Origin of the sequence: uncultured Gemella sp., from assembly GCF_963537375.1 — a bacterium.
Taxonomy (GTDB): Bacteria; Bacillota; Bacilli; order Staphylococcales; family Gemellaceae; genus Gemella.
Genome location: NZ_CAUTDQ010000012.1, coordinates 25,358 through 48,803 on the forward strand (window position 1 = coordinate 25,358; position 23,446 = coordinate 48,803).

A 23,446-nucleotide genomic window follows, 5' to 3' on the forward strand; every position below is an offset into this window, starting at 1 on the left:
AAAAGTCCTCCTTTGATAATTTAATTAGTTTCTTTCCTCATATCTACATGCTCAATACCAGCGTCTAAATAGATTGTATCATTAACTCGATTATAACCTAATGATTCGTAAAATTTTTCAGCTTGTATTTGAGCACTTAGTTCGATAATTATTTTTCTTTTTAAAATTTTCTGTGCGATATTTTCGCATCCAATAATAAGTTCATGGCCGATTCCACGCCCACGGTAATGTTTATCAATAGCGACACGTCCGATGTGAATAACGTCTTTATCCATATCTATAAGACGTGCAACGCCGATAAGTTTATTGTTATCAAAATATCCAATATGAATCGTATTTTTGCTATGATCTTTTTCATCAAGTTCAAGTTCTACTGGAACATTTTGTTCTTTAACGAATACTTCAATTCGAAGAGCAAACCCAAGGTTAATCTCTTCTTTAGAACTTAATATTTTAATCATTAGATTTTATTCTTTCATACATAATGATTCCAGCTGCTACAGAGGCATTTAAGCTCTGTATTTTTCCTAACATTGGTAGGTGATATAAGAAATCACATTCGTTAGTAACAACTTTGCTCATACCTTCACCTTCGTTACCAATAACGATAGCTAAAGGTACATCTTTTGCGATTTTTGTATAATCTTCAGAACGTTCAGTTAATGTTGTTCCAGCAATCCAAAATCCTTTTTCTTTTAATTTTTTAATAGCGTCAGTTAAATTTGAAACGCGAATAACAGGCATATGTTCAATTGCCCCGGCAGATGCTTTAACTGCAGTTTGACTAACTACAGCAGCACGACGTTTAGGGATGATTATTGCTTTAACACCACTTGCTTCAGCAGTTCTAATAATCGCTCCAAGGTTATGTGGATCTTCAATATGATCTAAAATAAGTAGGGTAGTATCTTTATTAATTTCTAGATTATTTACTACTTCATCAAGTTCAAAATAAGAATAAGGTGCTACATAGGCGATAACACCCTGGTGACGTTCAGTAGTTGAGTTATCTAATTTGCGTTTTGGAACTTCTTGACAAATGATTTTTTTCTCATTTGCGATGGAGAAGATAGATTTTAATCTTCCTTTTTCAATACCTTCTTGGAATAAAATCTTATTAATTTCGCGTCCTGATTTAATTGCTTCTAGTATAGCGTTACGACCAGCAATTACTTCTTTATCTAAATCAACCTCAGGAGTTTGAACTTGAGATTTTTGTTCTTTATTTTTTAGTCTTAGTTCTTTATAGTGTTTATTGTTTTTCTTCATATAGTCTAATTATGTAGTTAAACATTTCCTCCAATCTTTCAAAGTTTTTTTCTAAATATAAATAACCGAATACAGCTTCTAAACCTGTAGCAAGTTTATACTCCATAATACTTGCATTTTTTGCTTTAGAGTTGTTTTTTTGATTTTTTGCACGGTTATAAATTTTTTCTTCTTGTTCAGTTAATATCCCATTACTTAGTATGTTTTCCATAAAACTTGCTTGGGCTCTTGCAGATACGATTGTAGAAACTGTTTTATGAAGATCATTTATTTTTCCTAAATGATTTTTCATAACATATTCTCTACTCATAATATCGTAAATACTATCTCCAATATAGGCAAGTGTTAAAGCTTGCATTTGATTTGGGTTAGCAAAGTTTTTTTCAGTAAATTTAAATGTTATATTTTTTTCCATCGTACACCTTGTTTTGTATCTTCTAGGATAATTCCTTGTTCTTTTAAGTCATCTCGGATTTTATCAGCTAAGGCGAAGTCACGGTTTTTACGAGCAGCTTCACGTTCAGCTATTAAGCCTTCGATGTGTTCATTATCAAGTGTATTATCTTCTTTTACATTTATTCCAAGAATTGAACTATATGTTTCAAATGCAGCGTTTATTAGTTCTAAAGTTTCTTTATTAACAGCTTCTTTTGCTGTATAAGAATTAGATATTCTTACGATTTCATACCATGAAGAAAGAGCATTCGCTGTGTTGAAATCATCCTGCATATATTCTTCAAATTTATTTAGTTCTGCTGTAACTAATGTTACAACTTCTGTATCTAATTTTTCTTCAGTCATTTCGTTATTTAATCTGAATTGTAGATTTTGATATGAAGTTTTAATTTTTTCATAGTTTGTTTTTGCAAGTTCAATGTTTTCTAATGTGTAGTTAATTGGAGTTCTATAGTGAACTGTCAACATGAACAAGCGTAGTACCATAGGATCGATTTCAGCAACAATATCTTTTACTAAACGGAAGTTTCCTAAACTTTTACTCATTTTAACATTATCAATATTGATGAAAGCATTGTGCATCCAATAATTACTAAATGGTGCATGGTTATGACATTCTGATTGTGCAATTTCGTTCTCATGGTGAGGGAATGTTAAATCTTGGCCACCAGCGTGGATATCGATTGTTTCACCTAGTGTTTCTTTAGCCATAACAGAACATTCGATATGCCAACCTGGACGACCTTCTCCAAATGGGCTATCCCATTTTACTTCACCAGGTTTAGCTTTTTTCCATAGCGCGAAGTCCAGGGGATCTTCTTTGTGTTCTCCAACTTCAATACGAGCACCACTAATTAAATCATCGATAGATTGTTTACTTAATTTTCCGTAGTCTTCTTTTTTACGAGTTCTGAAATAAACATCACCTTCTGCTTCATAAGCAAATCCTTCTTCAACTAATTTAGCTATGAATTTGATTATTTCTTGCATATATTCTGTAACTCGAGGATTTTTCGTTGCTCTTTTACATCCTAATGCATCGTAATCTTTAAAGAAAGCATTGATGTACTTATCTGTAAGTTCACTAGTAGAAATTTCTTCTTCATTACTTGCTTTAATAATCTTGTCATCAACGTCAGTAAAGTTAGAGATGAAATCTACTTCGTATCCACTATGTTCTAAATATTTTCGTACAACATCAAAGACGATAATAGGACGTGCATTACCGATATGAATATAATTGTATACAGTCGGTCCACAAACATACATTCGTACTTTATTTTCTTCTATTGTTTTTAAAATTTCTTTTTGTTTTGTCAATGTATTATAGAGTTTAATCATAAATAGCTCCTTTTTAATTGGGGGCAAATATGTAAGTGATGTACTCCCAAAATTCTCAATTTTTTAATAATTAGAAAAATCTATTACTTAAATTTTAACACAAAATGTTGATAAAATGAATTATTTATTGATATTTCATTAGAGATAGTTGATTTTTAATTGTTTTAAAATTTAATTTGTATTAAAATATATAGTGGATAAAAAATAAAGGATAAGGATAACATGAAATTATCGGATACGATTTATACGACTGATCAACATAAACAATCAAAAGATATATTTCTAATAATACTAGGAACAGTATTATTCTCAATTTATGCTGGATTGTTAATACCTGTTAATAATATTGGTGCGGGTGGTGCATTAGGATTAAGTTTAGTAATTAATAAAATAACTGGGATAAAAATAGGGACTGCACAATTTGTTTTAAATGTTCCATTATTTTATTTAGGTTATAAATATATAGGAAGAAAATTTGTAATACTAACAGGATTAGTAATTAGTATCTCATCTTTTTTAATTAACAATTTACCTAAGATAATAACTCCTGTTAACCTTGGAGATTCGCTTGTAGCAGCAATCTTCTGTGGAATTATTTCGGGATTAGCAATGTGCTGTCTGTTGGTTGCTGGAGCTTCAACGGGTGGAACGGATATAACAGGTAAGTTTATTACTAAGCAGTTCAAATATAATCTACCAACAGTTTTTCTAATACAAGATATAACAATATATACAATAGTGTGGATGTTTTTTGATATTAAATATGTAATGTATGCATTGGTTATGAGTTTTGTGCGTAATCAGACGATGAAGGGTGTTCAAAAATTCTTCTCTGCTTATATTCAATGTACAATTATTTGTAGAAATCCTGAAGTCATGGTAGAGGTTATAAATAACACATTACATAGAGGATCAACTATAATGGATGTAGAAGGCGGATACTCTCATGAGAAAAAACGAATGATTATCGTAGTTATTCAACAAAATGAGATGCATCTTTTAAGACAATTAGTAGCAAAAAATTGTCCAGAGGCGTTTATTACAGTAACTGCAGTTAATACTATTGTAGGTAATTTTAAAGAACATTCATATAGGTTATAAAATAAATAAAATTACGGTTTGAAAACAGTTGTTTTTGAACCGTATTTATTATAAATCAGTAGAGAATTTATAGAAAATAAAGAAGAGTTTAAAAGGGGAAATAAGTTGATAATTGACCATATTTGATATATAATAACAAGTGAAAAGAAAATTAGGAGGTAAGAAAATGAATTTAATTCCTACAGTAATTGAGCAAACTTCTCAAGGAGAAAGAGCTTATGATATTTATTCAAGATTATTAAAAGATAGAATCATTATTTTAGGATCGGATGTTAATGATCAAGTAGCTAATTCAATAACAAGTCAACTTTTATTTTTAGAAGCACAAGATAGTGAAAAGGATATCTACTTTTACATAAATTCACCAGGGGGAAGTGTAACCGCTGGATTTGCAATTTATGATACTATGCAACATATTAAATGTGATGTTGTAACTATTTGTATGGGAATGGCGGCTAGTATGGGAGCATTCTTACTTGCAGCAGGAACTATTGGTAAACGTTATGCACTTCCAAATGCGGAAGTAATGATTCACCAACCATTAGGTGGAGCGCAAGGTCAAGCAACTGAAATTGAAATAGCAGCTAAACACATTTTAAGAACTCGCGAAAAATTAAATAAAATTTTAGCAGATAGAACTGGACAAACTATTAAAGCTATTGAACGTGATACAGAACGTGATAATTACTTAACTGCTGAAGAAGCATGTGAATATGGATTAGTTGATAAAGTGATGTATCCAGAAAATAATAAACCACAAAAAAAAGAGAAACCAAAAAAAGCTACGAAAAAAGTTGCTAAAAAATCAGAATAAATAAAAAAAGGAATTGGGCAGGTAACCCAATTCCTTTTATATTTTCCAAATTTTTCCAATAGCGTTACGAAACTCGTAATTATCCATAAAGTATTCTATATTACCATTGAAATTACGTTTAAATTGAAGAACACCGTAGTCACTTGCTGTTTCAGAAGTGAAATCTTTTGAGGTACCGAAGAAATTGAAATATTTAAAGTTATTATTTATTGCATATTTCATCATATGGAATAATATAGCATATGGTCCTTCATAACGGTGGAACTTACTGATTGCTCCACTAGTGAAGTATATTAAATCTTGTCCTGATTCGATGAAACTTGCACATGATAAATTAATAATATTTCCATTTTCTGATTTTAGTTCTTTTATTTTTTCAATTTTTTTATACCAAATTCCAATATTTTCATCAAATTCCTTTAAACGATTTGTTGCCTTTTTAGCGTTAACTTTACCTTGATCTAGTTTTTCTTTTAAGTCATCATGTTCTTTTTCAAGAGCAGCTATCGTGTTTGTAGTAGTTTCTATAAATTGATCGCAATCAATGTAAGAAATAAGATAACGTGCTTTTTCACCAATATTATTTTTAAGTGATTTAAAGTATGTATTGTCACGAATTTCAAAATTAATTCTATTTTCTGTGGCACGATTTATTTCATCAAAAATTTTAGCATCATTCTCATTAAAAATATCTATTTCTCGTACTAATACACCTTCTTTAATAGTTCTATTTATAGTATAACGAGCAATTTGAGATATATTTTTTAATAAATTAGATTCTGTTATGTTTTCATCTAATGATTTAGAAAATATACAACGGGGAGGTAATGTTGGATTTGTAAACAAGTCAGCATTCATAGGGATGTAATTTAAATCATTCAAAATTTTTGCGACTTTTTTAGCATCTTGATTTTCAGTAATATATTCAATATCTTTGAAATATTTCTCGTTTATAAAAGGATTCACCCTTACAGAAAGTACGCGAAGATCTTTAGCAAAGTATTTTTTTAATTCTGTCATATAGAATTTTACTAGTTCAATATTTGAATAATTCATAATTGGACCAAATTGAGCAGTCACCTTATAAAAGAATTTTTTATACTGAAAATAAATGAAAGTTCCATAAGCTAAGATTTTATTATTTTCTTTAACTGCTAAAATTTTAGTTTTTAAACTATTATTGCTATTATTTGTCATGAAATTATATTCAGCTGACTGAGGGAAAAAATAACGGTGGTTATTTTCTTTTTGAAATTGTTGGAGTTCCTCACTATTAATTTCGGTAAATATCATCTTGAAATCTCCTTTTTAATATGTTTATTTTCAAAATTACTTATACGATTATATAACAAATTTTAGAAAAAAAAAAGTAATATACTGTAATTAAACTGATATGGGGGTAAAAGTAAATCAATTATAGTGTATAATAATTTTGAATTCATACAAATAATCGATCTAAATCAAAAAAGGTTGTAATTAGTTAAAAACAATTACAACCTTTTTTTTATATTTTCTTAATTTTTAAATTACTTACCATTAGATAAGAACATAATATTACTAAGATTAACGTAGCAATGCTTGGTAATTTTATCGGTGCGATAATAGCAAGAATTGTTCCGCACGTTGTGATAGGAACACCTTGGTAGTATCCATTTTTCATTTTTGTAACGTTGAATCTGGCTAAACGATAAGCACCGCAACATACGTATACTCCGCAAATTATTGCAACTATTGTTGTTAGAATAGCTGATGGTTTTTCAGTAGTAACAAATATTTCAAAAACAAGCATAGCTGGTGCAACTCCAAAACTAACTACGTCACATAATGAATCTAAATCGTGACCAATTTCAGAAACAACACCAAGTTTTCTTGCAACGATACCATCGTATCTGTCTGCAAGCATGGCTAATATAATAAAGACAGTTCCCCAAATGAAATATCCGTGTGATGTAGTCAAAATCGACATGAATCCACAAAATATATTACATAAGGTAAGATAATTTGGTATGAAGTTTTTATTCATTTTAAAAGTCAACCTCCAATATTGATATTATAATTATAGTACAAATTTAAAATAATGTCTAAGAAAATATAAAATTTATAATAATTAAAGTTAGAAAATTTATATAAGTACGGTGTTGTTTATCCTGAAATAAACTGTTATAATTAGAGTACAGTTGAATTTTGGGAGGTGTACTATGGAAAAGAATTTTAAAAATTTAAATTTAATGAAGATAATAAAAGAATTGCTTATTATTTCTTTTGGATGTGCAATTTATTCTTTTGCGATTATGCATTTTAATGTTCCAAATAAACTTGCAGAAGGTGGAGGAACAGGGATAGCGCTGTTATTATTATATGCAATTGGACTACCGGTTTCTATTGGGACAATTTTGGTGAATATACCTTTATTAGTAATCGGTTATAAAATGTTAGATAAGAAAACTATGTTATATACTGTATATGGTATTTTCATGCTAACTTTTTGGATAGGAGTATTTGAAAAATATAATATCGCTATTGATATAGGTGGGGATAGATTACTTGCTTCTGTTTTTGGGGGAATACTTGCTGGTATTGGTCTTGGAATAGTCTTTTTAGCGGGTGGAACAACTGGGGGAGTAGATATCGTAGCTAAGATTATTCAACTTTATACAGGAAGTTCAATCGGTAGAATAATTCAAGTTCTTGATGGAGTAATTATAGCTTTAACATTTGTAGTGGTTAAAAGTTTTCCTGCGATATTATATACATTAATTTATATTTTCATTTGTACTAAAATGATTGACTATGTTGTTGAAGGTGGTGTTCCTGGAAAAGGAGTAATGATTGTTTCATCAGAGATTGAATTAATAACTAAACGAATTCAAGATGATATGAATCGAGGTTTGACATATATTAAAGGTCAGGGAAGTTATTCTAAGAAAGATTTAAATATAGGATATTGTGTAGTCTCTAGAAATGAGATAGGGAAAGTGAAATCTATCGTTTATAATATTGACCCACGGGCGTTTGTAACAATCACCGAAGTTCATGATATTATTGGTGAAGGATTCAGTTTTGATCAACCGAAGAAAACGAGATTATCGTTTAAAAACAAATTATAAAAAAGAATGTATGGGAGTGACTTTATAAAAATGATTTTTTATGAATCATAAGTCTAAAGTCGCTCCTGTTATTATTCAATACAAGGAGGAAAAAATCAAAAATAGTATGGTTAAAAATTATTATATAAGATTAGTAAGTTTAATATTATTAATAGCTGTTTGTTGCTCAGTATTTGGACAGATACTATTAAAACTCATAGAGATAACAAGTGGTTACTATAAGTATTTGATATTATTAACACCTTTAATTTTAATTTTCACAAGATTTAGTAATAAGTATTTAAAAACTAATACGATAGGAATGAAATATTTTATAGAAGCTGCAAATGATAATAAAGATAAAGTATCATGGAGCTTTCCGTTTATACTAACGTTAAATACTTTATTAGCACATGGTTTTGGAGTAAGTGTCGGACGTGAAGGGGTTGCTGTACAATTAGGTGGAGCTATTGGAGGTAATCTTGCTGGAGAAGATTTTAGTAAGGACAAAAAACAATTCTTTGTTAAATTGGGAATGATTTGCGGTTTTGCAGGATTATTTCAGACACCTCTTGCTGCAGTAGTATTTATTTTAGAAGTTGTTAGTGAAAAACTTAATTTTACAGTGAATAAGGTATATGAGTATATAACATATATCATCGGAGCATATATTAGCGCCTTTGTTTCCCATAAGTTAGGTTTAGAGAAATTCTTTGTAAAAATAGATATAAGTAAGGTAAATATAAATTTAGAATTTATATTCAAACTTATTTTAATCGGTATCGTTTTTGTATTTGTAGGGATTTTCTTTGTTGTTATTCAAAGAAAAATTAAAGAAGTGGTAGTTTTAAATGAGAAAATCAGTTGGATTCTTTTGATTGTTTTTATTCTAGCTAGTTTTATTTTTGAATATAGGTACGCTTCGTTAGGGACAAATTTAATTAGTCTTTCTTTTACAAATTTTGAACAAATTCAAATTTATGATTTTATATTGAAGATTGTTTTAACAGCGATTTGTACAGGTATTGGTTTTAGTGGTGGAGAAGTTACGCCACTATTTGCGATAGGAGCTACATGTGGAGTAATTTTAGGAACTTATTTAGGATTACCTATTTTAGTAACAGCAGCTCTAGGGTATTGTCTTGTATTCTCAGCAGCAACGAAAACTTACATTGCTCCTATACTTCTTGCTTTAGAAGTATTTGGTTATAAGCTTATGCTTTTTGCAATTGTTCCTGCATTTCTAATTTACTTAATAAACAAAAAGTATAGTATATATAAGTAGTAAAGATATAGAAGAAACCCTAGTGTGATAATTCACACTAGGGATTTGTTTTTAGAGTCCAAGTATATTAAGTATTTCTTTTTTATATTTTAATTTTTGTTCATCTTGATTTTCACTATCAAGATTTATTTTAATTTCTGATACTATTTCACCAGGTTTGTTTTTTATGATATAAATTCTATCACTAAGATCAATAGCTTCATCGATATCATGGGTAATAAGTAGAGTAGTTAAGTCAAGTTTGTTCTTAATTTCTAAATACCAAGAGTGTAGTGAAATTTTAGTAATTGCATCAAGTGCACTGAATGGTTCATCTAATAAGAATAGTTCTTCTTTAAACATATATGTGCGAAGTAGTGCGATTCTTTGACGCATACCTCCACTTAATTCACTAGGATATTTATCTTTATATTCATAAAGATTAAATAATTTTAGACTGTTTATAGCTTCTTCTTCAGCTTCTTTTTTACTGACTTTTCTGATTAGAAGTGGAAGTGTTATATTTTGAATAATAGTCTTATGCTCTAATAATAAATCTTTTTGAAGCATATAACTTACACGACCTTTATAGTCTGTGTTACCTTTTATAGATATCTCACCACTTTGAAGGGGATTGATACCTGCGATGATATTGAAGAGTGTAGTTTTACCAACACCACTACCACCGAGTATAGATACAACTTCACCTTTATCGACGTAAATATTTATATCATGTAATATTTTATTGTTCGGATAATTGAAAGATAAGTTTTTTATTGATAATATATTCATTATTTTATAAAGTCATTGCTGAATCCAGTGTTTTCTGCAAGAGGTTTTTCAGTGATTTTGTTGTCGTTAACCCAACGGTAGAATGCATTCCATCTGTTAGCGTCGAATTCACCCCAGTGATCTTTGTTTGATGCATATTGTTTAGATAAATATTTTTGAGATTCAACGATGAAATCTTTTTTATCTTTTAATTCTGGAGCATTTTTAATTAAAATCTCTGCAGCTTCTTCAGGATGTTCTATAGCGTAGACATATCCTTTCTTAATAGCTTTAAGAACTTTTTTAGCTTCTTCTTTATTTTCTTTTAAGTAATCATTATTTGCAATAATTACTGGAGAGTAGTAGTCTAAGTCTTTATTGAAATCTTTTAAGTAGAAGTAGTTAATATCTAATTTCATACTTTCTGCTAATTTACCATCCCAAGCATAGTAAATCCAAGCAGCATCGAAAAGACCGTTTTCTAATGGAGTAACAGAGTTAGTGTCTGTATTTGGAGCTAAGTTTAATTTATTAGCGTCTCCACCTTGTTTTTGAATTAGTGATTTAACCATTGCTAATTCTACTGGATCATTCCAAGTTCCATATTTTTTCCCTTCAAGGTCTTTAGGTTCTTTAATATTGTTTTTCTTAAGCGAAATAATACCAGATGTGTTGTGTTCGATAATGGCAGCTACAGCAGTAATTCCTGCTCCTTTAGAAAGTTTGTTAGCCATTGAGTCTTGGTAATAAATTCCAAAAGGTGCTTTATTGTTAATAATTAAATCAGAAGTACTGTCTTCAGGTGCTGGTTTAATATCAAGATCGATACCTTCTTCAGCAAAGTATCCTTTTTCCTTCGCTACATATAGACCAGTGTGGTTAGTATTAATCGCCCAGTCAAGAACGAAGTCAACTTTCTTAAGTTCTTTTTTCTCTGCATTTTTATTTACTGTACTACATGCAGTTAATGAAATTGCTAAGATAAATGCAAAAATGCTAGTTAATATCTTTTTCATGATTTTCTCCTATATATTTCCATTTAATAAATTTTTTCTCACTTAGTTTAACAAGTTCAATACTTAGTAAACTGATGACTGATACTAATATGATAATTGCAAACATAGTATCATATTCAAAAAGTTTTTTTGCTTTAATCATGTATACTCCAAGTCCTTCAAATCCTCCAAGCCATTCAGCTACTACTGCAGCGATAAATGCATAAGAGACGCTGACTCTAAGTCCTGCGTAGAAATAACTAAGACTAGTAGGAATTTTAACATGCCAAAGTATTTGGAATTTACTCGCATTCATAAGACGTAAAAGAGTGATCATGTCTTTATCACAGTTTCTAAATCCATCTAGAATACTAACAACTATTGGGAATGTTGTCGTTAAAACAATCAATACAATCTTTGGAGTTAGTCCGTATCCAAGCCAAAGAACAAGGATAGGGGCTATGGCTATAGTTGGAATAGTTTGAGTTAGTACTAAAAGTGGATAAATTGTCTTATTAAATATTGGTATACTATCCATAATTAAAGCAAGAAGCCAAGCTATGACTATTCCTAGAAATAATCCTATTATAGCTTCGAGTAGGGTGATTTTGCTGTGAAAAATTAATAGTTGATAATTTTTTATAAATGCTTTTACTATTTCAATGGGTGTTGGAATAATGTATTTAGGCAATAAACCAAGGTTTCCAGCACCTTGCCAAATTATGATTAAGCACAACATAGAAATAGTTGCAGCGTATTTGTTAATTAAATTTGTTAATTTTCTCATTAATCGTTAAAACATCTCCGTAGTTAATCTTCACATTTGCAAAAATATTTTCGCTGTCCTCACCCGCTAGGACTAAACATTCTTTTAATGTATCCATTAAATCATTGAATTCTCCTTCAATGACAGTTTCAAATGGAGTTACCTTAATATTAGAATGTTTATCTTGTAGAAAATAGATAACTTTATCTATAATCTCTAATCTTCCATCATGGTTATCAAGTGGAAGAATTTGTAATGCAATACTGCAATTTATCAAAATAAAAAACCTCCTTACAATATAAGGGGGGTCTAAGTTTTGTCTTTAAGCTAAGTGTACCTACGCTGGCATTATCCAGATCAGGTGCGGTCGAAATATTGATATTTCCTCTCAGACTGTTCACAGACTCCCGTATAAATAATTATAGCATAACGATAAAATAATTCAATAAAAGTGCTTTCAAGGGAATGACTCGATAAAATCATGATTTCGGAGAAACAAGATTTTATCGAGTCATCCCCGCAAAGTTGATTAGATATCAAAATAGTTTTTGTTGAATTTAGATATCGATAATTCACTGCGTCTATGAGTTCTCATATGAACTTTGTAAAATTTTAGGTCTTTTGGATTAGTCTCAAATAGGTAAGACTCTAAAATAGATGAGATGAGTAGATTTAATATAACATAAATGATATATTTCTATATAGAAGTCTAAAATCATACTAGAGTTATTAATTATAATAACAATAGTATATATAAAGAATTATTTTTGATTTTTCTTATGATATATGATAGAATTATTAATCATAAATAAAATAAAAGAGGGATATACCAGTGAAAATTTTAAGAGAAATTATGGAATGGATAGTAGTTGTAGTAGTTTCGATAGCTATTTATCTTGTTCTAAGCACTTATGTTATTGCACCTTTTACAGTAAAAGGTCACTCAATGGACTACACATTTGCTGATAACGATAAAGTTTTCGTTAATAAATTTAGTAAAAACTTTGAACGTGGAGATGAAGTTGTTTTCCACGCTAATGAAACTGATGATTATATTAAACGTATAATTGGAGTTCCTGGAGACACAATTGAGTACAGAAACGATGTATTATATGTAAATGGTCAAAAAGTAGATGAGCCATACTTAGCTCAAAAAATAAAAGAGGCTAAGGCTTCTGGTACAGCACCATTTACACCAGACTTTAATATTGAATTTTTAAGCAGTACAAAATCTAAGACAGTACCTGAAGGGACATACTTCGTACTTGGAGATAATAGACAACACAGTACGGACAGTCGTGTATTTGGATTCGTTAAAAAAGAAGCGATGATTGGGAAAGTAAGCTTAAGATATTATCCATTTAGTTCGTTCAAATTCTTTTAATATTCAATCATAAAGAAAATTATATATATCGAATTATTTTAGTTGCTAAAAATATTACGTTATGCTAGAATAATATACGGGCACTCTTAAAGAGTGATTTAAGAAACCACCCCCTGCGATAATTTCGTAGGGGGTTTATTATTTTTTAATAGAAGGAGAACACAATGACAAAGTATATTTTTGTAACAGGTGGAGTAGTTTCATCATTAGGAAAAGGGATTGTAGCGGCATCAGTAGGTCGTGTATTAAAAAATAGAGGATTAAAAGTAACATTACAAAAGTTTGATCCATATTTAAACGTTGACCCAGGAACAATGAGTCCATATCAACACGGAGAAGTTTTCGTTACAGAAGATGGAGCAGAAACAGACTTAGACTTAGGGCACTATGAGAGATTCATCGATGTTAACTTAGGACAATATTCTAACGTAACTGCAGGACGTGTTTATTCTTCAATTATCGAAAAAGAACGTCGTGGAGATTATTTAGGAGGAACAGTTCAAGTAATTCCTCACGTAACTAACGAAATTAAATCTCGTGTATTATTAGCAGGAGAATCTAGTGATGCAGACGTAGTTATTACTGAAATTGGTGGAACAACAGGAGATATTGAATCTTTACCATTCTTAGAAGCTATCCGTCAAATCCGTAGTGATTTAGGTCGTGATAATGTATGTTTCATTCACTGTACATTATTACCATATATTAAAGCTGCTGGAGAAATGAAAACTAAACCAACTCAACAATCAGTAAAAGAATTACGTGGATTAGGTATTCAACCGGATATTATCGTAGTAAGAAATGAGCTTGCTCTAAACGATGAACTACGTGCTAAAATTTCATTATTCTGTGATATTCCTAAACAAAATGTTATTGAAAGTCGCGATGTAAGTAATTTATATCAATTACCAGTAAATCTTAAAGCTCAAAAAATTGATGACATCATATTAAATCACTTTGGTTTAATAGCACCAGAAGCTGATATGACTGAATGGTTATCATTAGTAGAGAGAGTGGATAACTTAAAAGAAAATGTAAGGATTGCATTAGTAGGTAAATATGTAGAACTTCATGATGCTTATATTTCAGTTGTAGAATCGCTTAAACATGCTGGATATAAACACAATGCTAAAGTGAAAATTGATTGGATCCAATCTGAAGATATTACAGAAGAAAATGTACATGAATATCTTAAAGATGCAGATGGGATTTTAGTTCCTGGTGGATTCGGTGATCGTGGAGTAGAAGGTAAAATCACAACTATTAAATATGCACGTGAAAACAATGTTCCATTCTTTGGAATTTGCTTAGGTATGCAACTTGCTGCTGTTGAGTTTGCACGTAACGTATGTGGATTAACTGGAGCGCATTCATCTGAATTAGATCCAAATACACCATACCCAATTATTAACTTATTAGCAGATCAAGAAAATGTTGTTGAAATGGGAGGAACTTTACGTTTAGGAAGTTACCCATGTACATTAACAGAAGGATCTGTAGCACACAGAGAATATGGGGAAATCAACATTACTGAGCGTCACCGTCACAGATACGAATTCAACAACTTCTACCGTGATCGTTTATCTCAAAAAGGTATGGTATTATCAGGTGTGAGTCCAGATGGAAAACTTGTTGAAATAGTAGAGATTCCTGAACACCCATGGTTCGTTGCAGGTCAATTCCACCCAGAATTCAAATCACGTCCAGAAAAAGCGCACCCATTATTCGCTGGATTCATTAAAGCAAGTTTAGAAAATAAAAGATAAGAAGTAGAGATTTAATATGAAATTATCAGGTTTAATCACAGAACTTGAAAACAATCGTAATGAACTTTTAGCTGAATCAATGGAAAAGTACATGCGGGATAAATTTAGCTTTCTTGGTATAAGAGGACCGAAAAGAACAGAATTATTTAAGAAGTATTTTCCTACAGCTAGAAAAACAAAAGAAATAGATTGGAATTTTATTGAAACTTGTTGGAATAAAGAAGAAAGAGAATTTCAATATGCGGTAGTGTATTATTTAAAAGCTATGCAGAAATTTCTAAAAAAAGGTGATATTTCAAAGCTAAAGTATCTTGTAGTTACTAAATCTTGGTGGGATACAGTTGATTTACTATCTAAGATTATTGGTGATGTTGTGAACCGTAACAAGGAATTAAAAACTTTGATGTTAGAATGGTCTAAAAAAGAAAACAACATCTGGTTAAGAAGAGTAGCTATTTTACATCAATTATCATTCAAAGAGAATGTAGATAAACTTTTATTAGAAACAATACTAGAAGATAATCTGTCTGATGGTGAATTTTTCATTAATAAAGCTATAGGATGGGCACTTCGAGATTATTCAAAAGTTAATCCAGAATGGGTTAGGAAATTCATAGAGAAAAATAGAAATGAAATGGCGAATCTTAGTTTAAGAGAAGCTAGTAAATACTTAGATTAATAAATAAGGAAGAGTGATTTTTAATTACTCTCCTTCTTTTTTTGCATTATAATTGACAAGTCAACTATAATTAAGTTATAATGAAAATATCAATAATTGACTAGTCAATGAAAAAGGAGGTTATGTGGATGGATGTGAGAGAATATGTAAATCTATTGCATGATTTGAAAGTGTTAGAGAGAAAAATCGCTCATATATTTGAGAAAAGATTAGGAATAAGTCTAACGAGATTTCAAATTATAAAATATTTATATGAAGTTGATATAGCAACACCTAAACAGCTATCTAAGATTTTAGAAATAGACGCAGCTGCTATAACTAGACATTTAAAAAAATTAGAAGAAGCAGGATATATAAAAAAATGCCGTAACAAAGAAAATAATAGAGAAATCTTTTTAGAAATAACAGCAGCTTCAAAAAATAAGATAGATAGCTGTGTTAAAGATACTGATGTTAGAAATATTATCAGTGAGTATTTTACAGATGATGACCTAAAAAATCTGACGAAATTATTAGATAAATTTAATAAAAGTTTAATTTAAGAAAGAGGTATAAAAATGAATATAATATCAATTATTTTAACAGTGTTAGTAGCAGTGCTATTTTTCTATATAATGTACTTAGAAACTATTGCAACAGATTCAGACAGTACAAGTAGAGTATTTAATATTTCAAAAGAAGAATTGAAAAGACCGAATTTAAACACATTATTCAAAAACCAAGGTATTTATAATGGCTTATTAGGTGTAGCATTATTATATGGTGCATTTATATCAAAAAATCCTAAAGAAATTGTGGGAATGCTATTGATTTATATTATACTAGTTGCTATATATGGTGGTTTAACAAGTGATAAGAAAATAATATTAAAGCAAGGAGGATTACCTATTTTAGCTTTAATATCATTATTTTTCTAGAGGTGAGATAAAATGGAGAAAACGGCGGTAATCATTGGAGCTACAGGTGCTGTAGGTAAAGAGATATTAAAAGAAGTCTTAGCAGACGACTTTTATAATAAAGTATATATTCTTGGACGACATTCAATAGATAAGTTAGCCGATGAAGAAAGATTAACTAAAATAATAGTTGATTTTGAAAATTTAAATTTTGATACAAGTATCTTAAAAGATGCAGATGTATTTGCAAGTCTTGGAACAACGATAAAAATAGCTAAAACTAAGGAGAATCAAAGAAAAATAGATGTAGATTATACAGTTAATTTTGCTAAACTATGTGAGGATAGAGTAAAAAGTTTTAATGTAGTTTCTGCAATTGGTGCAAATAGTAAATCAAAAAACTTTTATAACTCATTAAAAGGGGAGTTAGAAGATAAATTGAAAGCATTGAATCTAGGAGTTCTTAGAATATTTCAACCATCTCTTCTTATAAGTAAACGTGATGATAAGAGATTTTTTGAAGAAATATTTATGAAAGTAGCGCCGATTTTTCAACTTGTATTAAAAGGAAAAGCTAAGAAATATAGTCCAATCGAAGTTAGTGTATTGGGTAGAGAAATTGTTCGCTTTGCAGTAGAGAATAAGGAACAAGGAACATATACATATAAGGATTTTTAGAGAAATATATGAATATAAAATTTATATGATAGTAGAATTATTTAATTTGAAATCCAGGAATAATCGATAGTTATTATCAATTATTTCTGGATTTTAATTTTATCTTATTGTACAATGAAAGTATAATATAAAACGCGGAGGGCTATTATGAAAAAAGAAATGGGGCATAAATTTTTAAAAAAATTAGGTAAAACTAGATTAAGACCTGGAGGAGTGAAGGGAACTGAATTTCTACTTGCTCATATAAAGCTTGAAGCTGGAAATCGTGTCTTAGAAGCTGCATGTAACAGAGGAATAAATCTAATATCTTTAGCCAAACGATATCCTAAGACTACTTTTATAGGTATAGACGTGGATAAAGAATCTATTTTAGAAGCACAACTTGAAGTTGTAAGGAATAATCTTAAGAATATAGAGTTTATGAGGGCGGATGCATTTCATTTAACGTTTTCCGATAATAGTTTTGATTATATTATAAATGAAGCTATGCTAACTATGTTTAGTGATAAGAGTAAATCTAAAGCCTTAAATGAGTATTATAGAGTATTAAAACCAGGCGGATTACTTCTGACTCATGACATACTGTTGTTGAATAATTACGAAGAAACGAGAAAAACATTGTCTGATGCAATTAATATGAATGTTTCTCCGTTACCGAAAGAAAATTGGCGATCATTATTTGAAGAAGCGGGCTTTAAGACGGTTAATAGTCTTCATGATAAACTTACATTACTCACTGTATCTGGACTTGTAGATGATGAAGGTATTTTAAATACGTTAAAAATAATAAAAAATGGATTTAAGAGAGAAAATAGATCACAGTTTATTAAGATGGGAGTAGTTTTTAAAAAATTGGAAAAAGATATGAATTTTATTTGTTTTGTTAACAAAAAAGTTCTATAATAAGAGTGTAAGCGTAATAAATATAAAAAAGTTTTAAATAAAGGAGAATTAATATGAACGTAGGAATAATTTTTGAAGAAGCAGGTCTATTAAAAAAACATGATAGATTTAAATTAGTAAAAAAAGTAGGGAAACAAGGTGATGTTATTCCTAAACATAATCATCCAGAAGCTTTAGTAGTCTTCACTTGTGTAAAAGGTGAAGTTAAAGTATTTTTAAATGATGAAGAAATTCATATTGTAGAACCAGGTAAGGTATTACATTTTGATGGTGATAATTATATTAATGCAGAATTTTTGAAAGATGGCGAGGTTTTTGTTACTTTAATCAATAAATAAGACTAATATAATCTTCCTAACGTTTTTATAGCAATCTAGATTACTATTTTAAGGGAGGATAAATTATGTTGAATCAAGTAATTTTAATAGGAAGATTAGTAAAAAAACCAGAGTTAAAAGAAAGTGATAATAAAGTAAGTTATATTAAAGCTACTATTGCAGTTCAGTCTGATTTTAAGAATAAAGAAGGGAACTATGATACTGAATTTTTCGAATTTACTGCTTTTGGTAAAATCGCAGAAAATACAGCCAGATACTGTGGAAAAGGAAGTTTGCTTAATATAGTGGGTACTTTAAACAACAATGTTTATAAAGATAAAGATGGAGTGACCCACTATAGAATTAAGATTATAGCTAATAAAATTTCATTTTTAAGTAAAGGATCTAAAAAAGAAGAAAGAGAAGCAGAGGACGTTTTTGTTCTAGGGCAATAGAAATAAATAGTAAACTAGATTGCAAAACCTCTAACATAGTATAAACTGTGTTAGAGGTTAATTTTATACTTGTTTTTTATTTTATTTGGTATATAATAGTATATAAAAAATTTAAATTTGAAAGGAAAGCGTGCTATGGAAGAAGTAAAAATAAAATATTTTAAAAATGATAAATTGATAACAATACCAAAAAAAGAAAAAAATAAGATTCTTGTTCTTCAAATAGTTTTAGAGATGTTGAAAGAAAAATCACTAGAGTTTACAGAAAAGGAATTAAACGAAGCGATTAAGGAGATTCATCCGGATTATTCTCTGATTCGAAGATACTTAGTTGACTATAAGTTTTTAGATAGGGATAATTATGGAAGAATATATAAGGTTGTAGGAAAAAAAGATGAATAATACTAAATTTTTTTATTTGTATAGTATATTAGTTACAGTAGCATTAGCATTCTTTAATCCGATTTTATATGTTTACTTATTATCAAAGAATTTTTCTTTCGCTGAAGTAGGGTTGTATTTATCGATTTTTTGGTTAGCTTCTTTTATGACAGAACTGCCTTGTGGGGCAATAACTGATAATATCGGGGCAAAAAATAGCATCCTTCTTAGTTCAGTTTTTAGGGTTGTTGGTTTAACATTATTGCTTAGCAATAGTTTAATTTTACTGTATATTTCTGCAGTTTTATCTGCAATTGCAGAATCGTTTCAATCTGGAACACTAATAAGTTGGTTAGTGAATGTAAGCAATAAAAATAATGAAGAAGTAAATATAGATAAAGTGCTTTCTAGAAATTCACTATATGCATTATTTTTCTCAGCAATTGCAGGCTTTATAAGTGCTAAATATGTGTATGTTTATTATAAAAGTTTGTCAATAATATTAAGTATGATAGTTTTTATTATTTCGTTGTTTATTACACTTTTATTTATGAAAAACTTAGAAGTTACACAGAAAATATCGATTGAGAAACTAAAAGGATCATTTGGAACGGTTAAAAACTCACTGAAGGAAACATTATATGTGAAAAGTAGTGTATTTCTTATGATGCTTTTTGTTATTCCGTCTATCTTAGATCTTGGACCATCTAATCAATGGCAAGCGGTATTTGAAAAACTTGATGCTAATATAATTGGTTATATTTGGATAGGTATTTCTATTAGTGGAATGTTAGGGAGTCTTATATATGAAAAACTATCAAATGAGTTATCAAAATTACATGTATTGTATATATTTGTAGTTATTAATATTGGAACGTTATTAATGTTTATCTTTATTCAGAATGTTTATGCTAAGTTTTTATTATTTATGCTGTATATAATTTTCTTTACTATGATGAGTATTCAGGTCAGTGTATTTATGCATAAATATTTAGTAAAAAATGATGAAAATAGAACGACTATAGTTTCAATATTTTATACTTTTGAATCTATTATTGTAGCAATACTATTATCAGTTAATGGAGTATTGACTGATAAAATTGGGATAGAAAATACATGGTTAGTATTTTTAGGGATAATAGGGATAGTTATTATATCATTTGTAATTGCAATGTTTAAAAAGAGATTTAATAAGTCATAGAATATCAAAATAAAATTTTTATAGCTAATATTATATGAGGGTGCCACTCGATAAAAGAAAAGTTTAGAAAACAATTGTTTTTATTGAGTTGCATCTTTTTTTAAAAGGGTGAACAATTAATATTGCTTATTAGCTAGATTAATAGTAAAATAGTTAGTATAAACTTATATACAAGGAGTTCATATTGTGAAAAAATACAAATTATCAATATTATTAGCAAGCGCAGTATTAGGAGGAGTAGGTGCAACTTATTTATCGGCTGAAGCCAATGAAGTTTCTGCGGCTGAGGTAAAAACAGAAGTAGTTACACCGGCTACTACAGGAAAAAACGAAGTGACACCTACTGGAGCGACTACAACAAGTCCTCAAACTACTGCTCCAAAAGAAGTAAAAAACATAGGGGAAGTACAAGGTGAAAGCCATGAAAGTCCTTTAGTTGGAAAAGAAGTAGTAATAAACAATGTTGTTGTAACTAAGACTGACAAAACTGGTTTCTATGTTCAGGATAAAGTATCAGACAATAATCCGAAAACTTCTGATGCAGTTTATGTTGCTTCAAAAGATAAAGTAGAATCAGGTGACTTATTAAAAGTTCAAGGAACTGTTAAAGAAGGTTATATGGAAGAATATTCTGTAAAACCAGGACAAACTTTTAAAAAACCAGCAGGAAGCTTAACAGTTACTCAAATTATTAACGCAACTATAACAAAATTAGGGAAAGCAGATTTACCAAAAGCATTAAACATTTCTGAAAAAATGCCTAAAGACATAGTTGATAATACACCAACTAAATATAATCCAGAAACAGAAGCTTTAGATTATTGGGAAAGTCTAGAGGGAATGCGTGTAGAGGTGACTAAACCAAAAGTTACTGGACCGCAATATAAAGGGGATATTTATGTCTTACCAGGTGACTACAAAGGTCAAAAACTTAATAACATCGGTGGAGTAAATCTTCGTCCAGGTGTACAAAATACAGAAGTACTACCTATTACAGTAGGGAATAAATTTGTAGCAAAAGCAAAAGACTACTTTAATGAAAATATTACAGGAGTAGTTACTTATAAAAATAAAACATATAAAATTGATCCATCTAGCGTGCCAGCAATTCAAGATGGGGGATTAAAACGTGAAGTATCTAAAATTTATCCTTCAGAAGATAAATTAACAATTGCTTCTTACAATATTGAAAACTTCTCAGCAAATAACAGTGGTCATGATGAAACGCCTGAGGAGAAAGTTGACAAGATTGCTAATTCATTTATAAAAGAAGTTCATAGTCCTGATATCATAACTCTTATTGAGGTTCAAGACAATAATGGTGGAGTTAATGATGGAACTGTTGATGGAGTTAAGAGTGGGGAAAAATTAGCTCAAAGAATTAAAAGTCTTGGTGGACCTGATTATAAATATACTGAAATAGCTCCAGTTGATGGGAAAGACGGTGGTAAACCGGGAGCTAATATTAGGGTAGCTTACTTATATAACCCTAATAGAGTAACATTAATCGGTAAAGAGAAAGGTGGAAGCGAAGAAGCGGCTCGTTTCGTTAATGGGCATCTTGAAAAAAATCCATCAAGAGTTGATCCAACGAGTGTTCACTTTGAAAAAGTTAGAAAATCATTAGCTGCTGAATTTGATTTTAAAGGTGAAAGAATCGTAGTAATTGCGAACCACTTAAAATCAAAATTAGGTGACGATGCAATTTATGGTTCTAATCAACCATCTGTTGAAAATACTAGACCAAAACGTATAGAAGAAGCGAAAATCTTAAATGCATTTATTAAAGAAGGATTACGTCAAAATCCAAACTTAAAATTTGTTCTAACAGGTGACTTCAATGATTTTGAATTCTCAGATAGTGTAAGAACAATCGTAGGAAATGAACTTGTTAACTTAATGGCTGAACATGAAGCAGGAGACAGATATTCATACTTCTATCGTGGAAGTAACCAAAGTTTAGATAATATTTTAATTTCTAAAAATATTAAAGATAAAGTAGTCTTCTCTCCAGTTCATATTAATGCTTCATTCATGGAAGAACATGGACGTGCTTCTGACCACGATCCAGTAGTTGTGCAAATTGACTTCAGTAAGAAAGAAGTATCAACTACACCAACTCAACCAGGGACATCAGGAAATCCAATCAGTCCTAATGAGCCTAAAGATTCAACAAATTCAGCTACTTCCGAGAAAACAGGAAAAGATTTTGTTCGTACTGTTACATTAGCTGATGGAGTAACAATTTCAGTTAAATATGACGAATCAAAAATTAACAACGTTGATAAATTTGTTGCTCAAGATGTTACGGGAGAAAGAGCTAAAGAAATAAAAGAATTAGTTAAAGAACTTAATTCAGAATTAAATGTAGTAAGAACTCTAGAACTTCATTTTGAAGACAAAGATGGTAAAGAACTAAAAGCTACAGGAGAAAATCGTGTTGTTACTTTAGCAGTGGCTAAAGATGAAAATCAACAATTGAAAGTATATCACGTTAATGGTAATGTGTTAGAAGAAATAAAAGATACTTCGTATACAGATGGAAAACTTACTTTTAATACACCGCACTTTAGTACATTTGTTATTGCAACTCAATCATCAGCTTCTAAAAAGAATAATTCTACGCAAGCAGATGCTACAAATACAATATCACAAGAAACTTCTAAAGTTCAGGATGATAAAAAATCTAGAATATTACCAAAAACTGGATTAAATTCTTCTAATTCACTTCTATTTGCTGGATTAAGTGCAGTTGCTGCATTTATCTTAGGAAGAAAAAGGAATAAAAACTAATTAAAAATATTCAAATTTCACAGTAAAAATACTAAAAAAAATTGATTTTTACTTAAACGGCTTAAAAAGAGATTTTATTGGTTCTTTGTCAAATTCGGTTGATTTAGAAAATTAGGAGAAAGCTATGCTA

General features: G+C 29.7%; 26 protein-coding genes and 1 riboswitch. Of the genes, 16 read left to right on the plus strand and 10 right to left on the minus strand.

All coding sequences use genetic code 11. From position 1 onward, the window contains the following. Window positions 1–20: 20 nt before the first annotated feature. The 4 genes from RYK99_RS03540 to cysS are packed head-to-tail and all read right to left on the minus strand — an operon-like array spanning window position 21 to window position 3,066. A complete protein-coding gene (locus RYK99_RS03540; RefSeq protein WP_314990184.1) occupies window positions 21–461 on the minus strand; it encodes a GNAT family N-acetyltransferase in 441 nt (146 codons plus the stop codon). Then, entirely contained in the window at window positions 454–1,269 is an 816-nt protein-coding gene (gene rlmB / locus RYK99_RS03545; RefSeq protein ID WP_314990186.1) for a 23S rRNA (guanosine(2251)-2'-O)-methyltransferase RlmB, read from the minus strand. Before rlmB ends, RYK99_RS03540 begins: the two co-directional genes overlap by 8 nt. Continuing rightward, entirely contained in the window at window positions 1,253–1,684 is a 432-nt protein-coding gene (locus tag RYK99_RS03550) for a Mini-ribonuclease 3 (RefSeq protein ID WP_003147172.1), read from the minus strand. Before RYK99_RS03550 ends, rlmB begins: the two co-directional genes overlap by 17 nt. Then, window positions 1,669–3,066 (minus strand): cysteine--tRNA ligase, encoded by a 1,398-nt coding sequence (gene cysS / locus RYK99_RS03555; protein ID WP_314990189.1) that lies wholly within the window; start codon window positions 3,064–3,066, stop codon window positions 1,669–1,671. The genes RYK99_RS03550 and cysS overlap by 16 nt, the downstream gene beginning before the upstream one ends. A 222-nt stretch (window positions 3,067–3,288) precedes the next feature. Between cysS and RYK99_RS03560 the strand changes: the two genes are divergently transcribed. Beyond that, window positions 3,289–4,167 carry a YitT family protein gene (locus tag RYK99_RS03560; protein ID WP_314990190.1) on the plus strand — a complete coding sequence of 293 codons (879 nt, stop codon included), beginning with the start codon at window positions 3,289–3,291 and terminating at the stop codon, window positions 4,165–4,167. 166 nt (window positions 4,168–4,333) lie between these two features. Continuing rightward, on the plus strand, window positions 4,334–4,981 hold the full coding sequence (gene clpP, locus RYK99_RS03565) for an ATP-dependent Clp endopeptidase proteolytic subunit ClpP (protein WP_102169953.1): 648 nt from the start codon (window positions 4,334–4,336) through the stop codon (window positions 4,979–4,981). 36 nt (window positions 4,982–5,017) lie between these two features. Here the strand turns inward: clpP and RYK99_RS03570 are convergent, their stop codons facing one another. After that, a complete protein-coding gene (locus RYK99_RS03570; RefSeq protein ID WP_314990193.1) occupies window positions 5,018–6,274 on the minus strand; it encodes a peptidoglycan bridge formation glycyltransferase FemA/FemB family protein in 1,257 nt (418 codons plus the stop codon). 211 nt (window positions 6,275–6,485) lie between these two features. Next, window positions 6,486–7,004 (minus strand): CDP-diacylglycerol--serine O-phosphatidyltransferase, encoded by a 519-nt coding sequence (pssA, locus tag RYK99_RS03575; RefSeq protein WP_003147165.1) that lies wholly within the window; start codon window positions 7,002–7,004, stop codon window positions 6,486–6,488. A gap of 175 nt (window positions 7,005–7,179) precedes the next feature. Here pssA and RYK99_RS03580 point away from each other — a divergent pair, with 175 nt between their 5' ends. Together RYK99_RS03580 and RYK99_RS03585 are read left to right on the plus strand one after the other, a co-directional pair. Then, entirely contained in the window at window positions 7,180–8,088 is a 909-nt protein-coding gene (locus RYK99_RS03580; protein ID WP_314990195.1) for a YitT family protein, read from the plus strand. A 40-nt stretch (window positions 8,089–8,128) separates the two neighbouring features. Then, window positions 8,129–9,352 (plus strand): chloride channel protein, encoded by a 1,224-nt coding sequence (locus RYK99_RS03585; protein ID WP_314990197.1) that lies wholly within the window; start codon window positions 8,129–8,131, stop codon window positions 9,350–9,352. 51 nt (window positions 9,353–9,403) lie between these two features. Here the strand turns inward: RYK99_RS03585 and RYK99_RS03590 are convergent, their stop codons facing one another. Genes RYK99_RS03590 through RYK99_RS03605 form a run of 4 tightly spaced genes read right to left on the minus strand, consistent with a single transcriptional unit; the run spans window position 9,404 to window position 12,140 of the window. Beyond that, complete coding sequence (locus tag RYK99_RS03590; RefSeq protein ID WP_314990199.1) at window positions 9,404–10,123, minus strand: ABC transporter ATP-binding protein; 720 nt, start codon at window positions 10,121–10,123, stop codon at window positions 9,404–9,406. After that, entirely contained in the window at window positions 10,123–11,118 is a 996-nt protein-coding gene (locus tag RYK99_RS03595; RefSeq protein WP_003147161.1) for an ABC transporter substrate-binding protein, read from the minus strand. The genes RYK99_RS03590 and RYK99_RS03595 overlap by 1 nt, the downstream gene beginning before the upstream one ends. Further along, window positions 11,099–11,884, minus strand: a complete 786-nt coding sequence (locus tag RYK99_RS03600) for an ABC transporter permease (RefSeq protein WP_314990200.1) — start codon at window positions 11,882–11,884, stop codon at window positions 11,099–11,101. Before RYK99_RS03600 ends, RYK99_RS03595 begins: the two co-directional genes overlap by 20 nt. Beyond that, window positions 11,859–12,140 carry a thiamine-binding protein gene (locus RYK99_RS03605; RefSeq protein ID WP_314990202.1) on the minus strand — a complete coding sequence of 94 codons (282 nt, stop codon included), beginning with the start codon at window positions 12,138–12,140 and terminating at the stop codon, window positions 11,859–11,861. The genes RYK99_RS03600 and RYK99_RS03605 overlap by 26 nt, the downstream gene beginning before the upstream one ends. Before the next feature lie 39 nt (window positions 12,141–12,179). After that, window positions 12,180–12,284: riboswitch (TPP riboswitch) on the minus strand. Between the two features lie 411 nt (window positions 12,285–12,695). On the opposite strand from RYK99_RS03605, the gene lepB reads away from it, so the two are divergent. From lepB to RYK99_RS03665, 12 genes are all read left to right on the plus strand, one after another. Beyond that, complete coding sequence (lepB, locus tag RYK99_RS03610) at window positions 12,696–13,247, plus strand: signal peptidase I (protein ID WP_003147157.1); 552 nt, start codon at window positions 12,696–12,698, stop codon at window positions 13,245–13,247. A 164-nt stretch (window positions 13,248–13,411) separates the two neighbouring features. Next, window positions 13,412–15,013, plus strand: coding sequence for a CTP synthase (locus tag RYK99_RS03615; RefSeq protein WP_314990203.1), 1,602 nt, complete (start codon window positions 13,412–13,414; stop codon window positions 15,011–15,013). A 16-nt stretch (window positions 15,014–15,029) separates the two neighbouring features. Beyond that, a complete protein-coding gene (locus tag RYK99_RS03620) occupies window positions 15,030–15,692 on the plus strand; it encodes a DNA alkylation repair protein (protein ID WP_314990205.1) in 663 nt (220 codons plus the stop codon). A gap of 128 nt (window positions 15,693–15,820) precedes the next feature. Continuing rightward, window positions 15,821–16,234 carry a MarR family winged helix-turn-helix transcriptional regulator gene (locus tag RYK99_RS03625; protein WP_314990207.1) on the plus strand — a complete coding sequence of 138 codons (414 nt, stop codon included), beginning with the start codon at window positions 15,821–15,823 and terminating at the stop codon, window positions 16,232–16,234. Window positions 16,235–16,249: 15 nt separating this feature from the next. After that, window positions 16,250–16,609, plus strand: coding sequence for a DUF1304 domain-containing protein (locus RYK99_RS03630; RefSeq protein WP_314990209.1), 360 nt, complete (start codon window positions 16,250–16,252; stop codon window positions 16,607–16,609). 12 nt (window positions 16,610–16,621) lie between these two features. Further along, window positions 16,622–17,266, plus strand: a complete 645-nt coding sequence (locus RYK99_RS03635; protein WP_314990211.1) for an NAD(P)H-binding protein — start codon at window positions 16,622–16,624, stop codon at window positions 17,264–17,266. A 159-nt stretch (window positions 17,267–17,425) separates the two neighbouring features. Further along, window positions 17,426–18,169 (plus strand): class I SAM-dependent methyltransferase, encoded by a 744-nt coding sequence (locus RYK99_RS03640; RefSeq protein ID WP_314990212.1) that lies wholly within the window; start codon window positions 17,426–17,428, stop codon window positions 18,167–18,169. Window positions 18,170–18,222: 53 nt separating this feature from the next. After that, a complete protein-coding gene (locus RYK99_RS03645) occupies window positions 18,223–18,507 on the plus strand; it encodes a cupin domain-containing protein (RefSeq protein WP_314990213.1) in 285 nt (94 codons plus the stop codon). A gap of 65 nt (window positions 18,508–18,572) precedes the next feature. Beyond that, window positions 18,573–18,941 carry a single-stranded DNA-binding protein gene (locus tag RYK99_RS03650; protein ID WP_314990215.1) on the plus strand — a complete coding sequence of 123 codons (369 nt, stop codon included), beginning with the start codon at window positions 18,573–18,575 and terminating at the stop codon, window positions 18,939–18,941. A 135-nt stretch (window positions 18,942–19,076) separates the two neighbouring features. Further along, entirely contained in the window at window positions 19,077–19,343 is a 267-nt protein-coding gene (locus RYK99_RS03655) for a DUF2087 domain-containing protein (protein WP_314990217.1), read from the plus strand. Beyond that, window positions 19,336–20,523, plus strand: a complete 1,188-nt coding sequence (locus RYK99_RS03660; protein ID WP_314990219.1) for an MFS transporter — start codon at window positions 19,336–19,338, stop codon at window positions 20,521–20,523. The genes RYK99_RS03655 and RYK99_RS03660 overlap by 8 nt, the downstream gene beginning before the upstream one ends. A 186-nt stretch (window positions 20,524–20,709) precedes the next feature. Next, a complete protein-coding gene (locus RYK99_RS03665; RefSeq protein ID WP_314990222.1) occupies window positions 20,710–23,316 on the plus strand; it encodes an endonuclease/exonuclease/phosphatase family protein in 2,607 nt (868 codons plus the stop codon). Window positions 23,317–23,446 lie beyond the last annotated feature (130 nt).